The sequence below is a fragment of the Vibrio sp. Isolate32 genome (genome assembly GCF_022397955.1).
Classification (GTDB): Bacteria; Pseudomonadota; Gammaproteobacteria; order Enterobacterales; family Vibrionaceae; genus Vibrio.
The window spans coordinates 63,399-84,697 of record NZ_JAKEUQ010000006.1 but is presented as its reverse complement, the minus strand read 5'-3'; the positions used below and the strand labels follow the sequence as shown (position 1 = coordinate 84,697).

The window sequence follows — 21,299 nt, the reverse complement described above, 5'->3', positions numbered from 1 at the left end:
GCTATATTTGATGTTAGAGTTACTGTTCTTACTTTTGCCGATTGCAGCCGCTTATGGTTGGTATATGGGTAATCGTAATGCTCAGCAAGAAAAACAAAAGCAATCACACCAGATCTCCCGTCAATACGTGACGGGTTTGAACCTATTACTGTCAGACCAATCTGACAAAGCGGTTGATCACTTCATAGAGCTGCTTCAAGTAGACAATGAAACCATAGATACTCACTTGGCCTTGGGCAATCTGTTCCGTTCAAGAGGCGAAGTCGACCGTGCTATTCGCATTCACCAAAACCTCATCTCCCGTTCAGGGCTTACTCTCGACCAGAAAAACCTCGCACTGCAACAGTTAGCGAAAGACTATATGGTCTCTGGCTTTCTTGATCGTGCTGAAAAAATCTTTGAACAGCTGGTTGATGAACCTGATCACAAAGAAGCTGCTCTGCAGCAGTTAGTTGCGATTTATCAGCAAACTCGAGAGTGGAACAAAGCAATACATTACGGAAATATCCTAGTAAAGCTGGGTAAGAAGAAAATGAAGATGCGTGCTACGGTTGCGCATTTTTGGTGTGAACTTGCGATGCAAGAACAAGCCGATGGTAATCGCTCTAAAGCATTAGCGCATTTTAAGAAAGCGTTATCTGAGGACCCTAAGTGTGTGCGTGCCAGCATCGCTTTGGGTAAATTCCATTTAGCGAATGAAGATTACCAAAAGACGATTGATTGTCTTGAGGCTGTTCTTGAGCAAGATATTGATTTTATCAGTGAGGTGTTACCGACCCTTTCTGAGTGCTATCACAAACTTGGGCACGAAGCTCAGCTGGTCGAATTCCTTAAAGCTTGTATCCAGAAGAAAGCTGGTGTGTCGGCTGAATTGATGCTGGCTCAGTTAGTCGCTCATCATGAAGATATTGGTTCTGCTCAAGAGTTACTGACTAAGCAACTCGTGAAAAACCCAACCATGAAAGGTTTCTATCGATTGATTGATTACCACCTAGCAGAAGCAGAAGAAGGCCGAGCAAAAGAAAGCTTAACGACGCTTCAATCTATGGTTGGTGAGCAGATTAAGGTTAAGCCTCATTACCGTTGTCGTCAGTGTGGCTTCTCAACACACTCAATGTATTGGCACTGCCCTTCATGTAAAGGTTGGGGGACGATCAAGCCTATTCGTGGCCTAGATGGTGAATAGATTTGTGGTCATTTAAGACCAAATTATTAATTGCAGCTTTCGGGCTGCATTTTTATGACTGTTATATATCACCTGCATAGGTGGGAAATATTTTTTAAGAAAGTTAACTGCGTTAGGAGATCAAATGAACGACCAAAAAATCATTGTAGCTTTGGATTATGACAACCAAGCGGATGCGTTAGCCTTTGTTGACCGTATTGATCCAGCATCTTGCCGCCTAAAAGTAGGTAAAGAGATGTTTACCCTGTTTGGTCCTGAATTTGTTCGCGAATTACATAAACGTGGCTTCTCAGTATTCTTGGATCTTAAATTCCACGATATCCCTAACACATGTTCAAAAGCAGTACGTGCAGCTGCTGAGCTGGGCGTATGGATGGTGAACGTTCATGCAACTGGTGGCGAGCGCATGATGACGGCGTCACGCGAAATTTTGGAACCTTATGGTAAAGATCGCCCATTACTGATCGGTGTAACAGTACTGACGAGCATGGAGCAATCGGACTTGGCTAGCATCGGTTTAGACCTTGAGCCACAGCAGCAAGTAATGCGTTTGGCTTCTTTAACTAAAAACTCAGGTCTTGACGGTGTGGTGTGTTCAGCACAAGAGGCTTCATTGTTGAAAGGTGCTCTTGGCCAGGAGTTCAAACTGGTGACGCCGGGTATTCGCCCTGTAGGTGCCGATGTTGGTGACCAGAAGCGCATCATGACGCCTTCTAAAGCGATTGAGTCAGGTTCTGACTACTTAGTTATTGGTCGCCCAATTACTCAAGCTGTAGACCCAGCAGCTGTGCTTGCTAAAATCAATGGCACACTAGCTTAACTCTATCTTATAGCTAGCTCGATATAAATTAAGAAGGCCAGCAAATTACTGGCCTTTTTTGGAGCGGGTGATATCTACTTTTCGGTTTAAACCGGTGCACCACTATGGAATTTAAAGTCGCTGTCGTCTGAAGTGATCAGGTCAGCTTCTACTTGAGCAAAATGTGCAATACGCTCTGAAATATCTTTGCCTGCGATCTGCTCTGCTAACTCAAGGTAATCTTGGTAGTGACGCGCTTCTGAGCGAAGCAGAGACACGTAAAACTTCTCCATGTCTTCTTCCAAGAAAGGAGCTAATTTAGCGAAGCGTTCACAAGAGCGCGCTTCAATGAAGGCACCGATGATAAGCTTATCAACCAATGCATCGGGCTCGTAAGTTTTAACTTGTTTGATCAAGCCTTTAGCGTAACGTCCTGCTTCGATTGGCTGATAGATCACGCCTTTCTTTTCCATCAATTCCATCACTTGATAGAAGTGGTGCAGTTCTTCTTTGATCAGTAGAACCATCTTATCGATAAGGTCAGCGCCGTAGTTACAGCCTTCTTTCGCTGTGATTTGCTTTGATACATTGCTCTTGCCGCGAAGTGACTCTAAATCACCAATGCGACGGTAGGCAAATTGCTCGTATGGCAGTATCCATTCATTCAATTGCTTAGCACTTTCTTTATCTACCGCGTATTTACGGATAAGGAATAATGCGCTTTGCGCTGCTTTAAGTTCACACAGCATGTGATCGCGCAAAATAATGTGTAGGTTTTCAGGCTTTTTGGCTTCATTGATCCATGAATCTGGCGTTTCAGCTTTTAGAAAAGAGTGGATTGGAGCGAGTAGTTCTTGATACATGGTCGGAGCTGGTTTGTTGATAATGCGGGAGTTTATCACAGCTAATAAGATCTCCCTATATCGAGAAAGGAAATTCGTCAGCGATAAAAAAGGCCACCTTAGATATCTAAAGGTGGCCTTCTCAATAGTTTGAATTAAGTAGCATTTACCACTTTTTCTTCTGACCGAATAGCGCGTCCATGTCGTCTTCGCGCTCTTTTGATTCGATCTGTTGTAAATCGTGTGCGTTTTTATCTTGGCGTTTTTGGTCAAGGTCATTCAGCATCTGCTGAAGCTTCTCTTTCGCTTTTGTCGAGTAAGCATCATTCTTGGTCGCCAATGCGTCAATACCTTTACGAAGTAGCTGGATTGCGGTACCAGGTTGGCCTCGCGAAATTGAATCATTGGCACGCTTGATTACGTTCTCAATGTTTATTCGAATTTGAATTGTCTCTAGGCGAGCGTTTTCAACCACATAAGCTTGAGTCTCGAAGCGACCCTTATTGTGCTCGTTACGGACTGTATCACGTAGGCGCTTAACGAGCTTTAGCATCATGATTGCTTGCTTGTCACTACTTGGTACGCGGAAAACTGTGCTCTCACCACCTTTGTAGTTCTCTTTGAGCTGAGTAATCTGTTGTTTTACGCTTTCAATGCGTTGGGCTAGCTGCTTATTTTTTGGATCGAGTTGATGCATATTTTCTAATGCATCAAGAATTCGATTGTTTAAGCACACAAGAAGATCTTGGCTAAAAGGCATGTGATGAGCGTTGCCAATTAGTTCTTCTGTACCGTCAATAATGGTTAGATAACGAGAAGCTTCCTGTTTCTTTGCTGTTTCTACCTTAACTTTATATTGAAGCATGATGTTGTAGCCTAAAACTAACACCAAAAGAACGGCTACTAAGGCGATTATTAAACCAATATTCATATGTTTGAGTCTGCTTATTATTTTCTATAGCTAACCTGAGAGGATACACGATTCCATTGTGTATCGGCACTCGTAAATTGCAATTTCTAATTATCTCTTGTTGAGCGAAATCGGCAATCAAAACTTACCCACTAATGTATGAGAATGAGGGTTGGGTTGCAAAGCGTTAGTGATGTTTTTGTTTGTTAAGCTAGAAAAACTCAATTTTTCTGTCATTTTTGTGTTTGAAGCGTTATAACTATTAATTATATTACACGAGACTATAACGCTCTCTTTTCAAATAAGTTAGCACAGAAATGAGTAAAGGATTACGAGGTTAGATATGAAGTTACAGCAACTGAAGTACATTGTTGAGGTTGTGAACCATAACCTAAATGTTTCAGCTACAGCAGAGAGTTTGTATACATCTCAGCCTGGTATTAGTAAGCAAGTTAGATTACTTGAAGACGAGCTAGGTATTCAGATTTTCGAGCGTAGTGGTAAGCATTTAACACAGGTTACCCAAGCTGGTGAGGAAATCATTCGTATCTCCCAAGAGATCTTGGCGCGTGTCGAGAGTATTAAAGCGGTAGCGGGTGAGCACACTCATCCTGAGAAGGGCACATTGAATATCTCAACGACCCATACTCAAGCTCGTTATGCATTGCCAAATGTGATTAAAGGTTTCACGGCGCGCTACCCTAAGGTATCGCTTCACATGCACCAAGGCACACCAAGCCAAATGTCAGAAGCAGTTGCTAAGGGTACCGCGAATTTTGCGATTGCCACGGAAGCGCTGCACCTTTACCAAGACGCAATTATGCTGCCTTGTTACCACTGGAACCGTTCGATCGTCGTGACCAAAGATCACCCTCTGGCACAGAAGCGTAAGATCACGATTGAAGATCTTGCGGCTTATTCTCTAGTGACCTATGTATTTGGTTTCACTGGTCGTTCTGAGCTTGATACAGCGTTCAACAAAGTTGGTCTAACACCGCGCGTTGTGTTTACCGCAACCGATGCAGACGTCATCAAAACCTATGTTCGTATGGGCATTGGTGTGGGTGTCATCGCAAGTATGGCGATTGACCACGAGCAAGATACCGATTTGGTTGCGATTGACGCGAGTCATCTATTTGGCGCTAGCACAACCAGCATTGGCTTTAGGAAAGGTACGTTCCTGCGTTCTTACATGTTTGATTTCATGGAACGCTTTGCACCTCACTTAACTCGCCCAGTGGTGGAGCAAGCTATCTCTTTGAAATCTAACGAGGAAATTGAAGAAATGTTTAAAGATATCGAGCTGCCTGTTCGTTAATTCTATCTCGAAAAACAAGATTATTAATCGGCCTGTAGTGACAGGCCGTTTTTCTATCAGCTTTTTAACTTTCACTTCTAAGTTCTCTTTGTCTCGCACCTTTTCATTTACGCCTGTTACCCCTACAATCCACGCATCATAGGGGGAAGCATGCATTCACGATTTAAAATACTCGATTCATTTTTGCTAGAGCACCAGATTTACTGGCGTTCAGAGCCTTTTCACCTATGCCAAACTAAACAGCAGCCGTGGAAAGAGGTCAATCGTCCACTCGTTGATTGGTTAGAAAGCTTAGATAATGAAAGCATTCAAACTTTAAAAGAGCAGCCTCAGCTTTTGGTCGAAGAACTGACTCGCTTCCTACCTGAATTAGATACTGCTACCCAAAACATCCAGTTCGATAACACTGCTTTGTTTGGTTTAGACCTCCCACGTGGTACTGCTGATGGTATTCCCGGCCGAAAGCTGAAACAAATTGTCGCGATGGGCGAGGCTGTATTAAAGCATCACTATGGCAAAGAGTGGCTCGAGTGGTGTTCTGGTAAAGGCTTTCTTGGTCGAATCTTATCTCAACAATCTGATCAAAAAGTTACTAGTTTTGAATGGCAGCAATCGTTGTGCGAAAGTGGACAAAAGATTGCTGATGACCAGAAGTTAGAGATGAACTTTGTTCAAGGTGATGCTTTTTCTGAAAGTGCTGATAACGTGTTTAACTCAGACCAACATGCAGTTGCCCTTCATGCTTGTGGCGATCTTCATGTTGAGTTAGTTAAAAAGTCAGTGTCACATAGGCTACCAGCGGTCACTATTTCCCCTTGTTGTTATCATCTTATTCGAGATGAAGCGTATCAAGCGATGTCTTCTGTCGTGAAAAGCTCAGCGTTGACACTGAGTAAAAGCGATTTGAGAATCCCACTGCAAGAAACTGTCACTGGTGGTGAGAGGGTTAAGCGTCATCGTCAATTGGAGATGAGTTATCGCCTAGGCTTCAGCCAGTTACTTAAGGTTGAAATGGGAATGGATGAATACATTCCTGTGCCGAGTATCAAAAAATCAGAGCTAGCCGAAGGGTTTGAATCGTTCTGTCGTTGGGCTTCTAAAGTGAAAGAGTTGCCTCTTGGTTCTAATATCGATTTTGACTCTTATCTAGTGCAAGGCGAAGCACTTTTCTGGGATATGGAAAAGTTAAGCCTGGTTCAGCAGGTTTTTAGGCGCCCATTAGAGATATGGCTAGCATTGGACCGAGCGATTTACTTAAAAGAACAAGGCTATAAAGCAACCATAGAAGAGTTTTGTGAACGTAGCGTCACACCCAGAAACCTGTTGATTCATGGTGTTAAGAGCGATCGATAAACGGTGCGGCTACTAGAAAGTGTGCTTCTCACAGCTTTCGAAAATGAGTGTTACAAAGACAAAAAAGCCAGTTCGACATAATCGGACTGGCTTTTTTATATGTATGATTCAATTGAGCGCCTCAACGAGAAAATTTGACGCTCAGTGAGTCAGGACATCATTAGTTGAACATCGCGATAGCTTCAGCTGGATCTACGTATTCTAGGTCAAAGCTCTCTGCAACTTCTTTACAAGTCACTTTACCGTGAATCACGTTAAGACCTTCTAGGAAGCCTTTGTCTGATAGAAGTGCTTCGCGGTAACCTTTGTTCGCTAGCTTAACAATGTAAGGAAGTGTTGCATTGTTTAGTGCGTAAGTTGAAGTACGAGCAACAGCACCAGGCATGTTTGCAACACAGTAGTGAACTACGTCATCAACGATGTAAGTTGGTTCTGCGTGAGTTGTCGCGTGAGAAGTTTCGAAACAACCACCTTGGTCGATTGCAACGTCAACAACTGCTGAACCTGGTTTCATCTTAGCGATGTGCTCTTTTGTAACCAGTTTAGGCGCTGCTGCACCAGGGATCAGTACTGCACCAATCACTAGGTCTGCTTCTAGAACATGCTTCTCGATAGCGTCTTCAGTAGAATAAACCACTTTTGCGCGACCTTGGAATTCTTCATCAAGACGACGAAGTGTATCTACGTTACGGTCAAGGATTGTAACATCAGCGCGAAGGCCAACAGCCATACGTGCTGCGTTAGCACCTACAACACCGCCGCCAACAACAACAACTTTTGCTGGTTCAACACCTGGAACGCCGCCTAGAAGAAGACCACAACCACCGTTAGATTTCTCTAAAGTTTGTGCACCTGCTTGAATAGACATACGACCAGCTACTTCAGACATTGGTGCTAATAGTGGCAAGCGACCCATATTATCTGTTACAGTCTCATAGGCTACGCAGACAGCTTTGCTCTTGATAAGCTCTTCAGTTTGTGGAAAATCTGGTGCAAGGTGTAAATAAGTAAATAATATTTGCCCTTCGCGAAGCATAGCTCGCTCGACAGCTTGAGGTTCTTTAACCTTTACAATCATCTCTGCTTTCGCGAAAACGTCAGCAGCAGTAGGAAGAATGGATGCGCCTACAGCGATGTAATCATCGTCTGAAAAACCGATACCAGTACCGGCATTGGTTTCAACAAAAACTTGGTGGTCGTGTGAGATTAGTTCTCTCACGCTAGCTGGGGTCATACCAACGCGGTATTCGTGGTTTTTGATTTCCTTAGGTACGCCAATGATCATCCTGACTCCTCATTTTATTTTGGTTGTTTTATCTATGTGTAGGGTAATTCTGTCGAATTAACATCTAGTATAGTTATGTTCAGATAAAATTTGATACTGAATATTAAAAAGTTGTAGTATATTTTTTTGCAAGGAAGTAATAAGGTGGAATAAAAAATGGCAGACAATTATAAGAAGCCGTCCAAGGAACTAGATCGTATTGACCGCAACATTCTTAATGAGTTGCAAAAAGACGGTCGTATCTCGAACGTTGAACTCTCAAAACGAGTAGGACTTTCTCCGACTCCGTGTCTTGAACGTGTTCGTCGTTTAGAGCGTCAAGGTTACATTACTGGGTACACAGCGTTGCTGAACCCCCAGTACCTTGATGCTTCACTTTTGGTGTTTGTTGAAATTACTTTGAACCGTGGTGCGCCAGATGTGTTCGAACAATTCAACACCGCTGTACAGAAACTGGATGACATCCAAGAGTGTCATTTAGTGTCGGGTGACTTTGACTATCTTCTAAAAACACGTGTATCTGATATGGGTGCTTACCGTAAGCTACTTGGTGATACGTTACTTCGTCTACCGGGCGTAAACGACACTCGAACTTACGTGGTAATGGAAGAAGTGAAACAAACCAATCAACTTGTGATTAAAACTCGTTAGTCATAATTGGTGAAATGAAAGAAAGCGGACATTTGTTCCGCTTTCTTGCTTTCTGGAATTGGGTTTTTTGGTTTGATATGGTTAAATCAACAGTAGTTTCATTGAAACGGGCGGCCTGTACCGCTCGCTATGTTTTTATCCCGTTTAATTATTAAGTTGGTTTATGTTCAAGCAGAGCAGTAATAAAGTAGAAACAATCATTAAAACGAGTGAAGAGCCCCAGTCTTCTCGTTTGAATGGTTCTCAACGCCTTAAAGAGTGCAGCCTGATACTGGGTGTTCTTTTCTCTATTCTACTTGCCGTTGCGTTATTAACCTTTAGCCCAGCCGATCCATCATGGTCGCAAACCGCGTGGGGTGGTGACATTCAAAACGCAGGTGGTTATCTAGGTGCATGGTTAGCAGATACGCTTTTCTTTGTGTTTGGCTCTCTGGCTTATCCACTGCCTATCTTAGTGACCGTTGCCGCATGGGTCTTATTCCGTAAGCGCAATGAAGACGAACAGATTGACTTTATGTTGTGGGGCACCCGTTTACTTGGCTTAACGGTGCTGATCCTGACCAGCTGTGGTTTGGCAGACATTAACTTCGATGATATCTGGTACTTCTCGTCAGGTGGCGTGGTTGGTGACGTGTTAACGAGTCTTGCACTGCCAACGCTGAATATTCTGGGCAGTACGCTTGTGCTTCTTTTCCTTTGGGGTGCTGGCTTTACGCTTTTAACCGGTATCTCTTGGTTGAGAATTGTGGAATGGTTAGGTGAATGTGCCATCAAATTCTTCACATCTGCTGTTAATAAGGCTCGTGGCCAAGATCAAGAGCTACTTGAGCCTCAGTTAAGAGAATCAGCAGACCGTGATTTAATCGAAGAGCGTCATCAAGAGTCAACTTACCGTGATGCTCCTGCTCAAGAAGACAACAAAGAATCAACAGAGCATGATCCACTCGATCCGGTGATGAGCTTTTCCGCGACTAATGATTCTTCAGGCGTGGCTACAAATGCGTCAGATAATGCTGCATCGCCGAAGCGTCATTACAATATTCACATGCCAGTCGATGCTCCTGCGAAGCAAGATGTTTCTGTTCAGGAGGAACATCGGGTTCAGCCTCAAGCTGTAATTGAGCCAGAGCAACCGATCCCAGCAGCGCCTGTTTACCAAGCGCCAGAAGAACCATTAGAACAAGGTATTGAGCGATCGAAGCAGTTGAATGCAACGATAGAGCAGCTAGAAAATGCGGCTATGTATGAAGATGATCTAGCGGAACAAGATCAGGTCGACGCGCATGAGTCTCAGGTTGCGTACCAACAATACATGCAGAACGAACAACCAGAAGTTAGCCCTACTAATGCTGAGCCTGAAAGTGCTGAAGCAGAAATGGAGAGCTCACCACAAGTAAATGGCGAATTCGGGGCTGAAGATGTTCAACCTGAATCTTTATACGCTTCACCTATGGGCGAGCCAGAAGCAGCAGTGAAAAACGATTTCTCTGCACAATCTTCACCGTTTGATGCAGCGGAAGAGCAAAGCTACGAACAGGGCTCAGATCTTGAATCTGAACAGAATGAAGCTGAGTTAGCTGACGTAGCATTAACCGACGAGCAGTTTGAATCTTTCTCTTATCAAGAAGAACATTCAGAGCCTGAACAGCCAACAGCACAAAGCCAAGAACCAGCTGTTGATCTTCCTTGGGAAGAAGTAACGGAAGAAGAACCTTCGCAGCAAGATCAAGATGTCGCCGCATTCCAAAGCATTGTTTCTGAAGCACAAGCGAATATGGCAGCGGCGCAGAACCCGTTCTTGGTTCAACAAGATGTTAATTTACCGAAACCTGCTGAGCCATTACCAACGCTCGAATTGCTGTTCCACCCTGAAAAGCGTGAAACCTTTATTGACCGTGATGCACTAGAAGCGATTGCTCGCCTTGTTGAATCTAAGCTAGCGGACTATAAGATCAAAGCCGATGTGGTTGATATTTTCCCTGGTCCAGTAATCACTCGATTCGAACTTGATCTGGCTCCAGGCGTGAAAGTGAGCCGTATTTCGGGCCTTTCTATGGACTTGGCTCGTTCGCTCTCTGCATTGGCTGTACGTGTTGTAGAGGTGATTCCGGGTAAACCTTATGTTGGCCTAGAGCTGCCGAACATGAGTCGTCAAACGGTATTCTTCTCAGATGTGGTTGCTAGCCCTCAGTTCCAAGAAGCGAAATCGCCGACGACAGTGGTTCTCGGGCAAGACATCGCAGGTGAAGCGGTCATTGCTGATCTATCGAAAATGCCTCACGTTCTGGTTGCTGGTACAACCGGTTCTGGTAAGTCGGTAGGTGTGAACGTAATGATTCTGAGTATGCTTTACAAAGCATCACCGGAAGATGTTCGCTTCATCATGATCGACCCGAAAATGCTTGAGCTATCGGTTTATGAAGGCATCCCTCATCTGTTGTCTGAAGTGGTAACCGACATGAAAGATGCGTCGAACGCCCTTCGTTGGTGTGTTGGCGAGATGGAACGCCGTTATAAGCTGATGTCAGCGTTAGGCGTTCGTAACATTAAAGGTTACAACGATAAGCTCAAGATGGCTGCGGAAGCTGGTCACCCAATTCACGATCCACTGTGGAAGCCGGGCGACAGCATGGACCCTGAAGCACCATTGCTTGAGAAACTGCCTTACATTGTGGTTATCGTCGATGAATTTGCCGACCTAATCATGGTGGTCGGTAAGAAGGTTGAAGAACTGATCGCGCGTTTGGCACAAAAAGCACGTGCGGCGGGTGTTCACTTGATTCTTGCAACTCAGCGTCCATCGGTTGACGTTATTACCGGTCTGATTAAAGCCAACATTCCAACGCGTGTTGCCTTTACAGTATCAACTAAGACTGACTCTCGAACCATTCTTGACCAAGGTGGTGCAGAATCGCTGCTTGGTATGGGTGATATGCTTTACTTACCGCCAGGTTCTAGTCATACAATCCGTGTTCATGGTGCGTTTGCGTCAGATGATGATGTACACGCAGTGGTAAACAACTGGAAAGCACGCGGCAAGCCAAATTACATTGATGAAATCACCAATGGCGAGCAAACGCCTGAAACCTTGCTTCCAGGTGAGAAGATGGAAGGTGATGAAGAGGTTGATCCTCTGTTTGATCAAGTAGTCGAGCACGTTGTTCATTCTCGTCGTGGTTCAGTTTCTGGTGTACAACGTCGATTCAAGATCGGTTACAACCGAGCGGCACGAATTGTGGAGCAGCTTGAGGCGCAAGGCATTGTAAGTGCTCCGGGTCATAACGGTAACCGAGAAGTCTTGGCTCCAGCGCCACCAAAAGATTAGTTCCACTAGGAACTCATCCCCATTAAGTCGGTCAAATCGAGAATATGACCGACTTATCTTCTAACAGGACTATTAATGAAAAAAGTATTCGCACTTTTATTTATGAGCTTCTCAGTGTTTGCTTCTCCGAAAGAAGAGTTGAGTAGCCGCTTGGCATTGAACGCAGGGTTTAGCGCTGACTTTAAACAAGTCGTCACAAGCCCTGATGGTGATGTTGTAATGGAAGGTGAAGGCACGGTTGAAATTGCACGTCCAAGCTTATTCCGTTGGGAAACCACTTTCCCGGATGAAAACCTATTGGTCTCTGATGGTCAGAGTTTGTGGTATTACAGCCCGTTCATTGAGCAAGTCAGTATTTACTGGCAAGAACAAGCGACATCGCAAACGCCTTTTGTACTGCTGACACGTAACCAAGAAAGCGATTGGGATAACTACAATGTCGCGCAATCGGGTAACCAATTTACGTTAACACCAACGGCAGTTGACTCTAATCAGGGTGACTTCCAGATTAATATCAATGAAAAAGGTATTGTTCAGGGCTTTAATGTGATTGAACAAGACGGTCAAAAAGGTGAGTTTACCTTCAGCAATGTGAACCTGGGTAAACCAGCAGCAGACCGCTTTACTTTTGTGGCACCGGAAGGTGTCGAGGTCGACGACCAAAGAAACTGATCGAAACAAGTCGATCGTTTGGTAGTACGTCGATAGGCATTAATGCCATCAACGAATCAAGAGATTGCAATTGAGTAATTACAGCTTAGATTTTGCAGGGGACGAAGATTTTCGTCCCCTTGCTGCTCGTATGAGACCAGAAACTGTAGAACAGTATATTGGTCAGCAGCACATATTAGGTCCAGGTAAACCTCTTCGCAGAGCTCTGGAAGCGGGTCATATCCACTCGATGATTCTGTGGGGGCCTCCTGGTACCGGTAAAACCACGCTCGCAGAAGTGGCCGCCAATTATGCTAATGCAGAAGTGGAGCGTGTGTCCGCCGTGACATCGGGTGTGAAAGACATTCGCATCGCTATCGAAAAAGCGCGTGAAAACAAGCAAGCAGGGCGAAGAACCATCTTGTTTGTGGATGAGGTCCACCGCTTTAACAAAAGTCAGCAAGATGCTTTTCTGCCTCATATTGAGGACGGTACGGTTACCTTCATTGGTGCGACGACCGAAAACCCTTCCTTCGAGTTAAACAACGCTCTGTTATCTCGTGCGCGAGTGTACAAGCTGACTTCTCTCAATACCGATGATATTGCGACGGTAATACGCCAAGCGATTGAAGACAAGCAGCGTGGCCTTGGTGACGTTCCTGCTCACTTTACTGACAATGTTTTGGATCGCTTAGCTGAGTTAGTGAACGGTGATGCGCGTATGTCGCTCAACTATCTTGAGTTGCTGTACGACATGGCCGAAGACAACGACAAGGGCGAGAAGTCGCTCACCTTACAGTTACTTGCTGAAGTAGCAGGTGAGAAAGTGGCTCGCTTTGATAATAAGGGGGATATTTGGTACGACCTAATATCCGCTGTTCATAAGTCGATACGGGGTTCAAAACCTGACGCGGCCTTGTACTGGTCGGCTCGAATGATTGCAGCCGGCTGTGACCCACTTTATATCGTTAGGCGCTTATTGGCGATAGCTTCTGAAGATATTGGTAACGCTGACCCTCGTGCCATGCAGGTTGCTATGTCTGCTTGGGATTGCTTTACACGCATTGGCCCAGCGGAAGGTGAACGCGCGATTGCACAGGCAGTTGTTTATTTAGCGTGTGCACCAAAGAGTAATGCGGTTTATACGGCTTGGAAGCAAGCGTTAACCGATGCTCATAATCTTCCTGAGTACGAAGTGCCACATCATTTGCGAAATGCACCAACAACTTTGATGAAGGACATGGGCTATGGGCAAGAATACCGTTATGCTCACGACGAACCAGGTGCCTACGCGGCGGGTGAAAAGTATCTTCCTCCTGAAATGGGCGAGAAACAATATTATTTCCCAACAAAACGAGGCTTAGAGACCAAAATTGGCGAGAAGCTAGATTATCTGGCGGATTTGGACGCAAAAAGCCCACAAAAACGCTATGAAAAGTAGTCTTTTTTGGATATCTTTACCTAGTCATAAAATTCAGATTAAATCGTTACAAATTGGTTGAAATAGCACCAGTTTTAGGGGTTTAGTGGTGATTCGGTAGCCAAGCTACTGAATATTCAAATAACTAAAGCATAGGATTAGCAATGCTGGATTCTAAATTACTTCGAGCTGAGCTGGATGAAACAGCGGCAAAATTAGCACGTCGAGGCTTTGACCTTGATGTAGAGACAATTCGTGAACTTGAAGAAAAGCGTAAGTCCCTTCAGATGAAAACTGAAGAGCTACAAGCGTTACGTAACTCTCGATCGAAGTCCATTGGTCAAGCGAAAGCAAAAGGCGACCATGAAGAAGCTGAGCGTATCCTTGCTGAAGTAGGCAACTTAGGCGCAGAACTAGATCAAGCTAAGGCAGCATTGGCTGAGCTTCAATCTGATCTAGAAACGATCACTATGTCTATTCCAAACCTGCCAGACGAGTCTGTGCCAGAAGGTAAAGACGAAGATGATAACGTTGAAGTTTCTCGTTGGGGTCAACCTAAGACTTACGACTTCGAAGTGAAAGATCACGTTGATCTTGGCGAAATGTCTGGCGGTCTTGATTTTGCTAGCGCCGTAAAAATCTCAGGTTCTCGTTTCATCGTGATGAAAGGTAAATTTGCACGTCTACACCGTGCGATTGCTCAGTTCATGTTAGACCTTCACACTGATGAGCACGGCTACACAGAAATGTACGTACCGTACCTAGTGAACCACGATAGCCTATATGGCACGGGTCAACTTCCTAAGTTTGGCGAAGACTTGTTCCACACAAGCCCGCTAACTGAGCAAGTAAGTGATGTTCCTCTTAAGACGCTATCACTTATCCCTACTGCGGAAGTACCGGTAACGAACATGGTTCGCGATACCATTACAGACGAAGCTGAACTGCCACTTAAGATGACAGCTCACACACCATGTTTCCGTTCTGAAGCAGGTTCTTACGGTCGTGACACTCGTGGTCTTATCCGTATGCACCAATTCGACAAAGTTGAACTAGTACAAATTACTAAGCCAGAAGACTCTATGGCTGCTCTTGAAGAGCTAACAGGTCACGCTGAGAAAGTACTTCAACTTCTCGAGCTTCCTTACCGTAAAGTGGTTCTATGTACTGGTGACATGGGCTTCGGCGCTGCGAAAACTTACGACTTAGAAGTATGGGTTCCAGCACAAGAGACTTACCGTGAAATCTCTTCTTGTTCAAACATGTGGGATTTCCAAGCTCGTCGTATGCAAGCTCGTTTCCGTCGTAAAGGCGAGAAGAAACCTGAACTTGTGCACACACTAAACGGTTCTGGTCTTGCTGTTGGTCGTACTATGGTTGCGATTCTTGAGAACAACCAAGAAGCAGATGGCCGTATTGCTATCCCAGCAGTACTTCAGCCATACATGGGCGGCGTAACGCACATCGGCTAATCGTTTTACGATTTAATGAGCTCATAAAATATTGAAAACCCAGCCTATTGGCTGGGTTTTTTATTACCTTAATAATTGGTTGATGCATTCCTTAACAACTTTTATTTAATCACTATTACCAAAGTGTAATAGTATTTTGTTATTTGTGGTTATTATTACTTGATTGATATCCGGCTATAATGTCCTCTTACCGCGGTAGGTAAAGATTTTCTCGTTTATGTATAGAGGAGGGCTTATGGCCGTAGGATGGGCTGGAGATGACAGTGTCAGCCTGCAAATACAAAACACCATCGATGATGAGATCTCTCGTGTAAGAGGAAACCTTCGAGGTGGTGAGAGTTTGCGTTATTGTGATGAGTGTGGCGACGAGATACCAGAAAAAAGACGACTCGCGATAAATGGCGTTCGTTTGTGTATTGAATGTCAGTCATTATTAGAGTACGACGCACATCGACATTCATTGTTTAACCGTAGAGCAAGTAAAGATAGTCAATTACGTTAAACTGACGGTTATCTTTAAAATAGATAAGGCCTTACTTTTATGTAAGGCCTTTTAGTTCTATTAAATGGTTTATTATTGAAGATATACGGAAATAACCATCGCTCTTGTTTAGAACAATAAATGCATTATTTAATGACTATTTAAAGCAATGAGTATTTTGTAATGCAGTGTCGATAGCAGCGACCAATTTCTCGATATGTTGTGGTTCGCTAATAAACGGAGGCATCATATAAATTAACCGTCCGAACGGGCGAATCCAAACACCTTGCTCGACAAAGTGAGCCTGTATAGTTTCCATTTCGACTGGCGAGTGGGTCTCTACGACGCCAATAGCGCCTAACCAACGAACGTCTTTAACCAGTTCATGTTTGAGCAACGGTGGCAGTAACTCTGAGAAGAGCTGTTCAATTTGTAGAGTTTGATTTTGCCAGTGGCCTTGCTCTATTAGGGATAAACTCACGGCCCCAACGGCACAAGCTAATGGGTTACCCATAAAAGTTGGGCCGTGCATGAAGCAACCTGCTTCACCTCCACATACGGTGTCCGCGACTTCTTTGCTTGCTAGTGTTGCTGAGAGAGTCATGTAACCACCAGTCAGCGCTTTGCCGACACACAAAATATCCGGTTGAATATCTGCATGCTCGCAGGCAAACAGTTTACCTGTGCGGCCAAAGCCAGTCGCAATCTCATCCAAAATTAACAGCACGTTAAACTCGTCACAAAGCAAGCGAACTTGTTTTAAGAACTCAGGGTGGTAAATACGCATACCGCCAGCGCCTTGAACAATCGGCTCTAAGATTACGGCGGCGACTTCTTCATGGTGTGCGGATAGCTTTTCACGAAAACTATCAATGTCACTTGGGTTCCACTCATCCCAAAAGCCGGTCTTTGGTGAGTCAGCGAAAATATGCTCAGGTAAAAAGCCCTTATAGAGACTGTGCATTGAGTTATCGGGATCTGTCACTGACATCGCAGCGAACGTGTCACCATGATAACCATCTCTCAATGTTAAGAATTTAGAGCGAGGCTGTCCTTTTGCATGCCAAAACTGAAGTGCCATTTTTAGGCTCACTTCTACCGCAACTGAGCCCGAATCAGCCAAAAATACGTGCTCTAGATTGTCTGGAGCTAGCTTAAGAAGCTTCTTACATAAATCGATAGCGGGCTGGTGGGTGATGCCACCAAACATTACGTGTGAAACCTTATCGATTTGGTTATGCGCGGCTTCATTTAAGACCGGATGATTGTATCCGTGGATCGTTGACCACCAAGAAGACATACCATCAATAATTCGATTTCCGCCTTCTAGTTCTAGGTAAACGCCGTCTGCATTGGTAACAGGATAGCAGGTCAGAGGTGTTAACGTTGATGTATAGGGATGCCAGATATGCTGGCGATCAAAGGCGAGATCCATAACGATTTCCGTTCCTGTTGTGATTAAAAAATAACCAAATGTAAACTTTTGTTATTATCAAAGTGTTGACAGTCTAAAGCTTGTCGGTAGACTAGCCAAGCATAAATGCAATCTTCATTGATGGAGATGCGACATCAAATAATAAAAAAGGATCGACACGTGGAAGTTCGTCATGACTGGACAGTCGCTGAAGTAAAGGCACTGCTTGAAAAACCATTTATGGATTTAATGTTTGAAGCACAACTGGTTCACAGACAGTACCAAGAGCACAACCACGTGCAGGTGAGTACGCTTTTATCGATAAAGACAGGTGCTTGCCCTGAAGATTGTAAGTACTGCCCTCAAAGTGCTCACTACCGAACGGATGTCGACAAAGAACGCTTAATGGAAGTTGAGCGTGTTTTGGATGCGGCGCAAAAAGCTAAGAATGCGGGCTCAACTCGCTTCTGTATGGGCGCGGCATGGAAAAACCCGAAAGAACGCGATATGCCTCACCTAACTGACATGATCAAAGGTGTGAAAGGCATGGGTTTAGAAACCTGTATGACACTGGGCATGTTAACGCCGGATCAAGCAGGTGAGTTAGCAGACGCAGGTTTGGACTACTACAACCACAACCTGGATACGTCTCCTGAGTTCTACGGCAGCATCATTACTACTCGTACTTACCAAGATCGTTTAGATACGCTATCTCACGTGCGTGACGCAGGTATGAAGATCTGTTCGGGCGGTATCATTGGTATGGGTGAAAGCACCAATGACCGTGCAGGCCTGCTAGTGGAATTGGCGAACCTTCCAGTACATCCTGAAAGTGTGCCAATCAACATGCTTGTTAAAGTGAAAGGCACACCGATGGAAAACGTCGATGATGTTGAATCTTTTGACTTCATTAAGTTGATTGCGATTGCTCGAATCATGATGCCAATGTCTGCGGTTCGCTTATCTGCAGGTCGTGAAAACATGAATGAACAGATGCAGGCGATGTGTTTCATGGCTGGCGCGAACTCTATTTTCTACGGCTGTAAGCTACTGACTACGCCAAATCCAGATGAAGATACGGACATGCAGTTATTTAAGAAGTTAGGGATCAACAGCCAACAAGTGGCTCAGAAGCCTGATGAAATTCAAGAAAACGAACTGTTAGATCAAGTGGTGGAGCGCGTCGCAGCTCGCCCTACGAAAGATGACATGTTCTACGATGCCACGGTTTAGATCTCGCATTAAAGAAGCCCTTGTTCATCGCCGTGAGCAAGGGTTAACCCGTCAACTCAAGGTGCTTGAAAACAGTAATGGTCCATTGCTTAGTAGTGAAGGTTCACACTTCATAAACTTTTCGAGCAATGACTATTTGGGACTGGCTAACGATCCTGAGTTGGTCGAAGCATGGCAAAACGGGTTGTCTCAGTATGGTGCTGGCAGTGCAGCGTCGCCATTAGTCACCGGGTTTAGCTCAGCTCATCGAAACCTAGAAGCTCAGCTGTGTGAGTGGCTTGGCTTCGGGCGTGCCATTCTTTTCAGTTCTGGATTCAGCGCCAATCAAGCCTTGTTGTTTTCTCTGCTCGAGAAAGACGACGTTTTGCTACAAGACAAGCTCAATCACGCCTCTCTGATGGAAGCGGGTGTGCTTTCTCCTGCCACAATGAAACGCTTTAAGCACAACAATGTGCAGCATCTTGAGTCGTTACTAAACCGTTCTCCACAATCGTTAGTCGTGACGGAAGGCGTGTTCAGCATGGATGGTGATCAAGCGCCCCTCGAAGATATCGTTAGTCTTACCAATGAATACGACAGTTGGTTGGCGGTTGATGACGCTCATGGCATCGGTGTATTAGGTAACAGAGGGGCTGGGAGCTGCAATGCTGCGCGAGTCTCACCTGATATTTTGGTGGTGACCTTTGGTAAAGCATTTGGTCTTTCCGGAGCTGCAATTCTATGTTCGGCAGATGTGGGGGATTACTTAACCCAGTTTGCACGTCATCATGTCTATTCGACGGCAATGCCACCCTCACAGGCTGTCGCTTTGTCCCATGCGTGTCAGATGATTCAAACCCAAGAGTGGCGAAGAGAAAAACTGATTGAGCTAGGTGGTATCTATGCGGAGCAGATGGAAGGTGTACAAGGTTTTGTTTTTACCAAGACTCCTATTAAGCCATTTGTGATAGGAGAAACGCAGGCGGGATTATCGATAGCAGAAGAGTTAAAGCGCAATCAGATATGGGTGACGGCGATAAGACCGCCGACCGTTCCTGCTGGGACGGCTCGTTTGAGAATCACATTAACCACCAATCACACTAAAAAGCAGGTTAACCAATTAAGCCGTTCGTTGCTTCAAGCTATCGAATCAAGCTTTGCACTAAAAGGAGAGGTTTAGTTAATGTCACAGGAAGCAGTAGTGCATGAATACCTAGGCCAAGATAAAAGTGCGATTGCCGAAGCGTTTGGTAAAGCGGCAACTACCTATGATAAACACGCTGAGTTTCAGCGTGATGTGGGTCATCGCTTGCTGGATAAGCTACCAAACGATCTTTCTGGTCTTAAGGTGCTCGATCTCGGTTGTGGAACGGGCTATTTCTCAGAACAGTTGTTGAATCGCGGTGCTGAAGTGGTTTGCGCCGATCTCTCTCTTGGAATGCTAGAGAAGGCAAAGCAGCGTTGTGGTTCTGATGTCTCTTTATATCAACAAGCTGATGCCGAACAATTGCCGTTTGCAAATGGAAGCTTTGACATTGTTCTCTCTAGCTTAGCGTTGCAATGGTGTAACGATTTATCGTCGCCGTTGAAGGAGATGAAGCGTGTTACGGCGGCTGATGGACAAGTATTATTCTCAACCTTGCTTGATGGGTCACTGTTTGAGCTGAAAAAGTCATGGTCTAAAATTGACGCACATCAACACGTTAACCATTTTATTACAACCAATCAGGTAAAAATTGCGTTAGCGCAATCTAGCTGTACGGCTCATCAACTAGACTTGCCCACCATCACCGTTTGGTACGACACTGCGTTTGAACTGATGCGCGACCTCAAAGGTATCGGCGCTAATCACGTAAGTGGTCGCTCACAAGGTTTAACAAGCCGTCGAATGTTGCAGCTTGTTGAACGGGAATATCGAGAGTTTAAAAACCATCAAGGTTTCTTGCCAGCAACATATCAAGTTTGTTTAGGGGTTATTCAATTATGATTGATGCATTATTCATTGCAGGTACGGATACCGAAGTGGGAAAAACTGTGGTTTCAAAAGCGATTCTTCAAGCTTTGGCCGCACAAGATCTATCAACAATTGGTTATAAGCCAGTTGCAGCAGGGAGTGAACAATCCCCTGAAGGTTTACGTAATAGTGATGCACTGCATCTTCAAGAAGCTGCGACGCAAGATATCGCTTACGAAGACGTTAATCCATACGCGTTGTTGCTACCATCATCACCTCATATTGCTGCAAAGCATGACGGTGTTGTGATTGATGAAGCGGTATTATCTGCTAAGTTGGAAGTGCATAAGCAAAACTCTGACATCGTGTTAGTTGAAGGCGCTGGTGGTTGGCGTGTACCGGTTTCCGATGATGAATATCTGTCTAGCTGGGTCAAGAAAGAGCAGTTGCCAGTGGTACTTACGGTTGGTATTAAGCTTGGTTGTTTGAGCCACGCTCTATTAACGGCAGAAGCGATTCGTGCTGATGGCCTAAACCTAGTAGGTTGGGTCGCAAACCGTATCAATCCGGGTACTGAGCACTATGCAGATATTATTGCGATGCTTGAAGATAAGCTAGGTGCGCCAAAGCTAGGTGAAATCCCTTACGTACCCAAAGCCAAGTCTAAGAACATTGGTAAGTACATCGATGTTCAGCCTCTTCTGAATCTATAGTTTTAGTATCTTGATTACGTAAAAACCGAGTGTAACTTTGCACTCGGTTTTTTTATTTTGGCATCACTATCCCGCATTACAGCTTTCTATCTTCTTTATTATCTTCCGGCTTATAACCCATGGTACGGATGTGCTCGCCGTGAATGGTATTTTTCATTAATGCCCACAAAGCTTCAAGGAATCGTTTGTGCGCAGCATGGTGCCGAATGTATTTAATATGGATAAATAGATATATGGCGATGAAAATCAGGGTAGCGATGGTGACACCGTAGGCTTCATACAAAGTAATTATATTCATTTTTAATCTCTTAAT

19 protein-coding genes are annotated in these 21,299 nt (G+C 44.7%); 14 read left to right on the top strand and 5 right to left on the bottom strand.

What is annotated here, in order from left to right; genetic code table 11:
• Positions 1–10: 10 nt before the first annotated feature.
• Complete coding sequence (gene lapB, locus L1D11_RS06515; protein ID WP_239831517.1) at positions 11–1,186, top strand: lipopolysaccharide assembly protein LapB; 1,176 nt, start codon at positions 11–13, stop codon at positions 1,184–1,186.
• A gap of 124 nt (positions 1,187–1,310) precedes the next feature.
• On the top strand, positions 1,311–2,006 hold the full coding sequence (gene pyrF / locus L1D11_RS06510; RefSeq protein ID WP_239831516.1) for an orotidine-5'-phosphate decarboxylase: 696 nt from the start codon (positions 1,311–1,313) through the stop codon (positions 2,004–2,006).
• 86 nt (positions 2,007–2,092) lie between these two features.
• Here the strand turns inward: pyrF and miaE are convergent, their stop codons facing one another.
• Positions 2,093–2,887 carry a tRNA isopentenyl-2-thiomethyl-A-37 hydroxylase MiaE gene (miaE, locus tag L1D11_RS06505; RefSeq protein ID WP_345772734.1) on the bottom strand — a complete coding sequence of 265 codons (795 nt, stop codon included), beginning with the start codon at positions 2,885–2,887 and terminating at the stop codon, positions 2,093–2,095.
• Between the two features lie 106 nt (positions 2,888–2,993).
• Positions 2,994–3,758 carry a DNA repair protein gene (locus tag L1D11_RS06500; RefSeq protein ID WP_239831515.1) on the bottom strand — a complete coding sequence of 255 codons (765 nt, stop codon included), beginning with the start codon at positions 3,756–3,758 and terminating at the stop codon, positions 2,994–2,996.
• Between the two features lie 322 nt (positions 3,759–4,080).
• Between L1D11_RS06500 and cysB the strand changes: the two genes are divergently transcribed.
• On the top strand, positions 4,081–5,055 hold the full coding sequence (cysB, locus tag L1D11_RS06495; protein WP_239831514.1) for an HTH-type transcriptional regulator CysB: 975 nt from the start codon (positions 4,081–4,083) through the stop codon (positions 5,053–5,055).
• A 150-nt stretch (positions 5,056–5,205) separates the two neighbouring features.
• Positions 5,206–6,408, top strand: a complete 1,203-nt coding sequence (locus tag L1D11_RS06490) for a methyltransferase (RefSeq protein WP_239831513.1) — start codon at positions 5,206–5,208, stop codon at positions 6,406–6,408.
• A 160-nt stretch (positions 6,409–6,568) separates the two neighbouring features.
• Here the strand turns inward: L1D11_RS06490 and ald are convergent, their stop codons facing one another.
• A complete protein-coding gene (ald, locus tag L1D11_RS06485; RefSeq protein WP_239831512.1) occupies positions 6,569–7,693 on the bottom strand; it encodes an alanine dehydrogenase in 1,125 nt (374 codons plus the stop codon).
• A gap of 156 nt (positions 7,694–7,849) precedes the next feature.
• Between ald and lrp the strand changes: the two genes are divergently transcribed.
• The 6 genes from lrp to L1D11_RS06455 all read left to right on the top strand — a co-directional run bounded on the left by lrp (position 7,850) and on the right by L1D11_RS06455 (position 15,714).
• A complete protein-coding gene (gene lrp, locus L1D11_RS06480) occupies positions 7,850–8,344 on the top strand; it encodes a leucine-responsive transcriptional regulator Lrp (RefSeq protein WP_004734558.1) in 495 nt (164 codons plus the stop codon).
• Positions 8,345–8,507: 163 nt separating this feature from the next.
• Positions 8,508–11,669 (top strand): DNA translocase FtsK 4TM domain-containing protein, encoded by a 3,162-nt coding sequence (locus L1D11_RS06475; RefSeq protein ID WP_239831511.1) that lies wholly within the window; start codon positions 8,508–8,510, stop codon positions 11,667–11,669.
• 75 nt (positions 11,670–11,744) lie between these two features.
• Positions 11,745–12,341: an outer membrane lipoprotein chaperone LolA gene (gene lolA, locus L1D11_RS06470; RefSeq protein ID WP_004741992.1), complete on the top strand. Its 597-nt coding sequence runs from the start codon at positions 11,745–11,747 to the stop codon at positions 12,339–12,341.
• 70 nt (positions 12,342–12,411) lie between these two features.
• Positions 12,412–13,761 (top strand): replication-associated recombination protein A, encoded by a 1,350-nt coding sequence (locus tag L1D11_RS06465; protein ID WP_239831510.1) that lies wholly within the window; start codon positions 12,412–12,414, stop codon positions 13,759–13,761.
• Between the two features lie 143 nt (positions 13,762–13,904).
• Positions 13,905–15,212 carry a serine--tRNA ligase gene (gene serS / locus L1D11_RS06460; protein WP_137409009.1) on the top strand — a complete coding sequence of 436 codons (1,308 nt, stop codon included), beginning with the start codon at positions 13,905–13,907 and terminating at the stop codon, positions 15,210–15,212.
• Positions 15,213–15,447: 235 nt separating this feature from the next.
• A complete protein-coding gene (locus L1D11_RS06455; RefSeq protein WP_239833974.1) occupies positions 15,448–15,714 on the top strand; it encodes a DksA/TraR family C4-type zinc finger protein in 267 nt (88 codons plus the stop codon).
• Between the two features lie 136 nt (positions 15,715–15,850).
• On the opposite strand, the gene bioA is transcribed toward L1D11_RS06455, so the two are convergent.
• Positions 15,851–17,128: an adenosylmethionine--8-amino-7-oxononanoate transaminase gene (gene bioA / locus L1D11_RS06450; protein ID WP_239833975.1), complete on the bottom strand. Its 1,278-nt coding sequence runs from the start codon at positions 17,126–17,128 to the stop codon at positions 15,851–15,853.
• Between the two features lie 159 nt (positions 17,129–17,287).
• Between bioA and bioB the strand changes: the two genes are divergently transcribed.
• From bioB to bioD, 4 genes are read left to right on the top strand one after another with little or no spacing between them, the layout of a single operon-like run.
• Positions 17,288–18,340, top strand: coding sequence for a biotin synthase BioB (gene bioB, locus L1D11_RS06445; RefSeq protein ID WP_239833976.1), 1,053 nt, complete (start codon positions 17,288–17,290; stop codon positions 18,338–18,340).
• Positions 18,327–19,499 carry an 8-amino-7-oxononanoate synthase gene (gene bioF / locus L1D11_RS06440; protein WP_239833977.1) on the top strand — a complete coding sequence of 391 codons (1,173 nt, stop codon included), beginning with the start codon at positions 18,327–18,329 and terminating at the stop codon, positions 19,497–19,499. The genes bioB and bioF overlap by 14 nt, the downstream gene beginning before the upstream one ends.
• Positions 19,500–19,502: 3 nt before the next feature.
• Complete coding sequence (bioC, locus tag L1D11_RS06435) at positions 19,503–20,306, top strand: malonyl-ACP O-methyltransferase BioC (RefSeq protein WP_239833978.1); 804 nt, start codon at positions 19,503–19,505, stop codon at positions 20,304–20,306.
• The gene (gene bioD, locus L1D11_RS06430) at positions 20,303–20,986 is read left to right on the top strand and encodes a dethiobiotin synthase (protein WP_239833979.1); all 684 of its coding nucleotides are present in this window, start codon (positions 20,303–20,305) and stop codon (positions 20,984–20,986) included. The genes bioC and bioD overlap by 4 nt, the downstream gene beginning before the upstream one ends.
• Before the next feature lie 76 nt (positions 20,987–21,062).
• On the opposite strand, the gene L1D11_RS06425 is transcribed toward bioD, so the two are convergent.
• On the bottom strand, positions 21,063–21,284 hold the full coding sequence (locus L1D11_RS06425) for a hypothetical protein (protein ID WP_239833980.1): 222 nt from the start codon (positions 21,282–21,284) through the stop codon (positions 21,063–21,065).
• Positions 21,285–21,299: the final 15 nt, after the last annotated feature.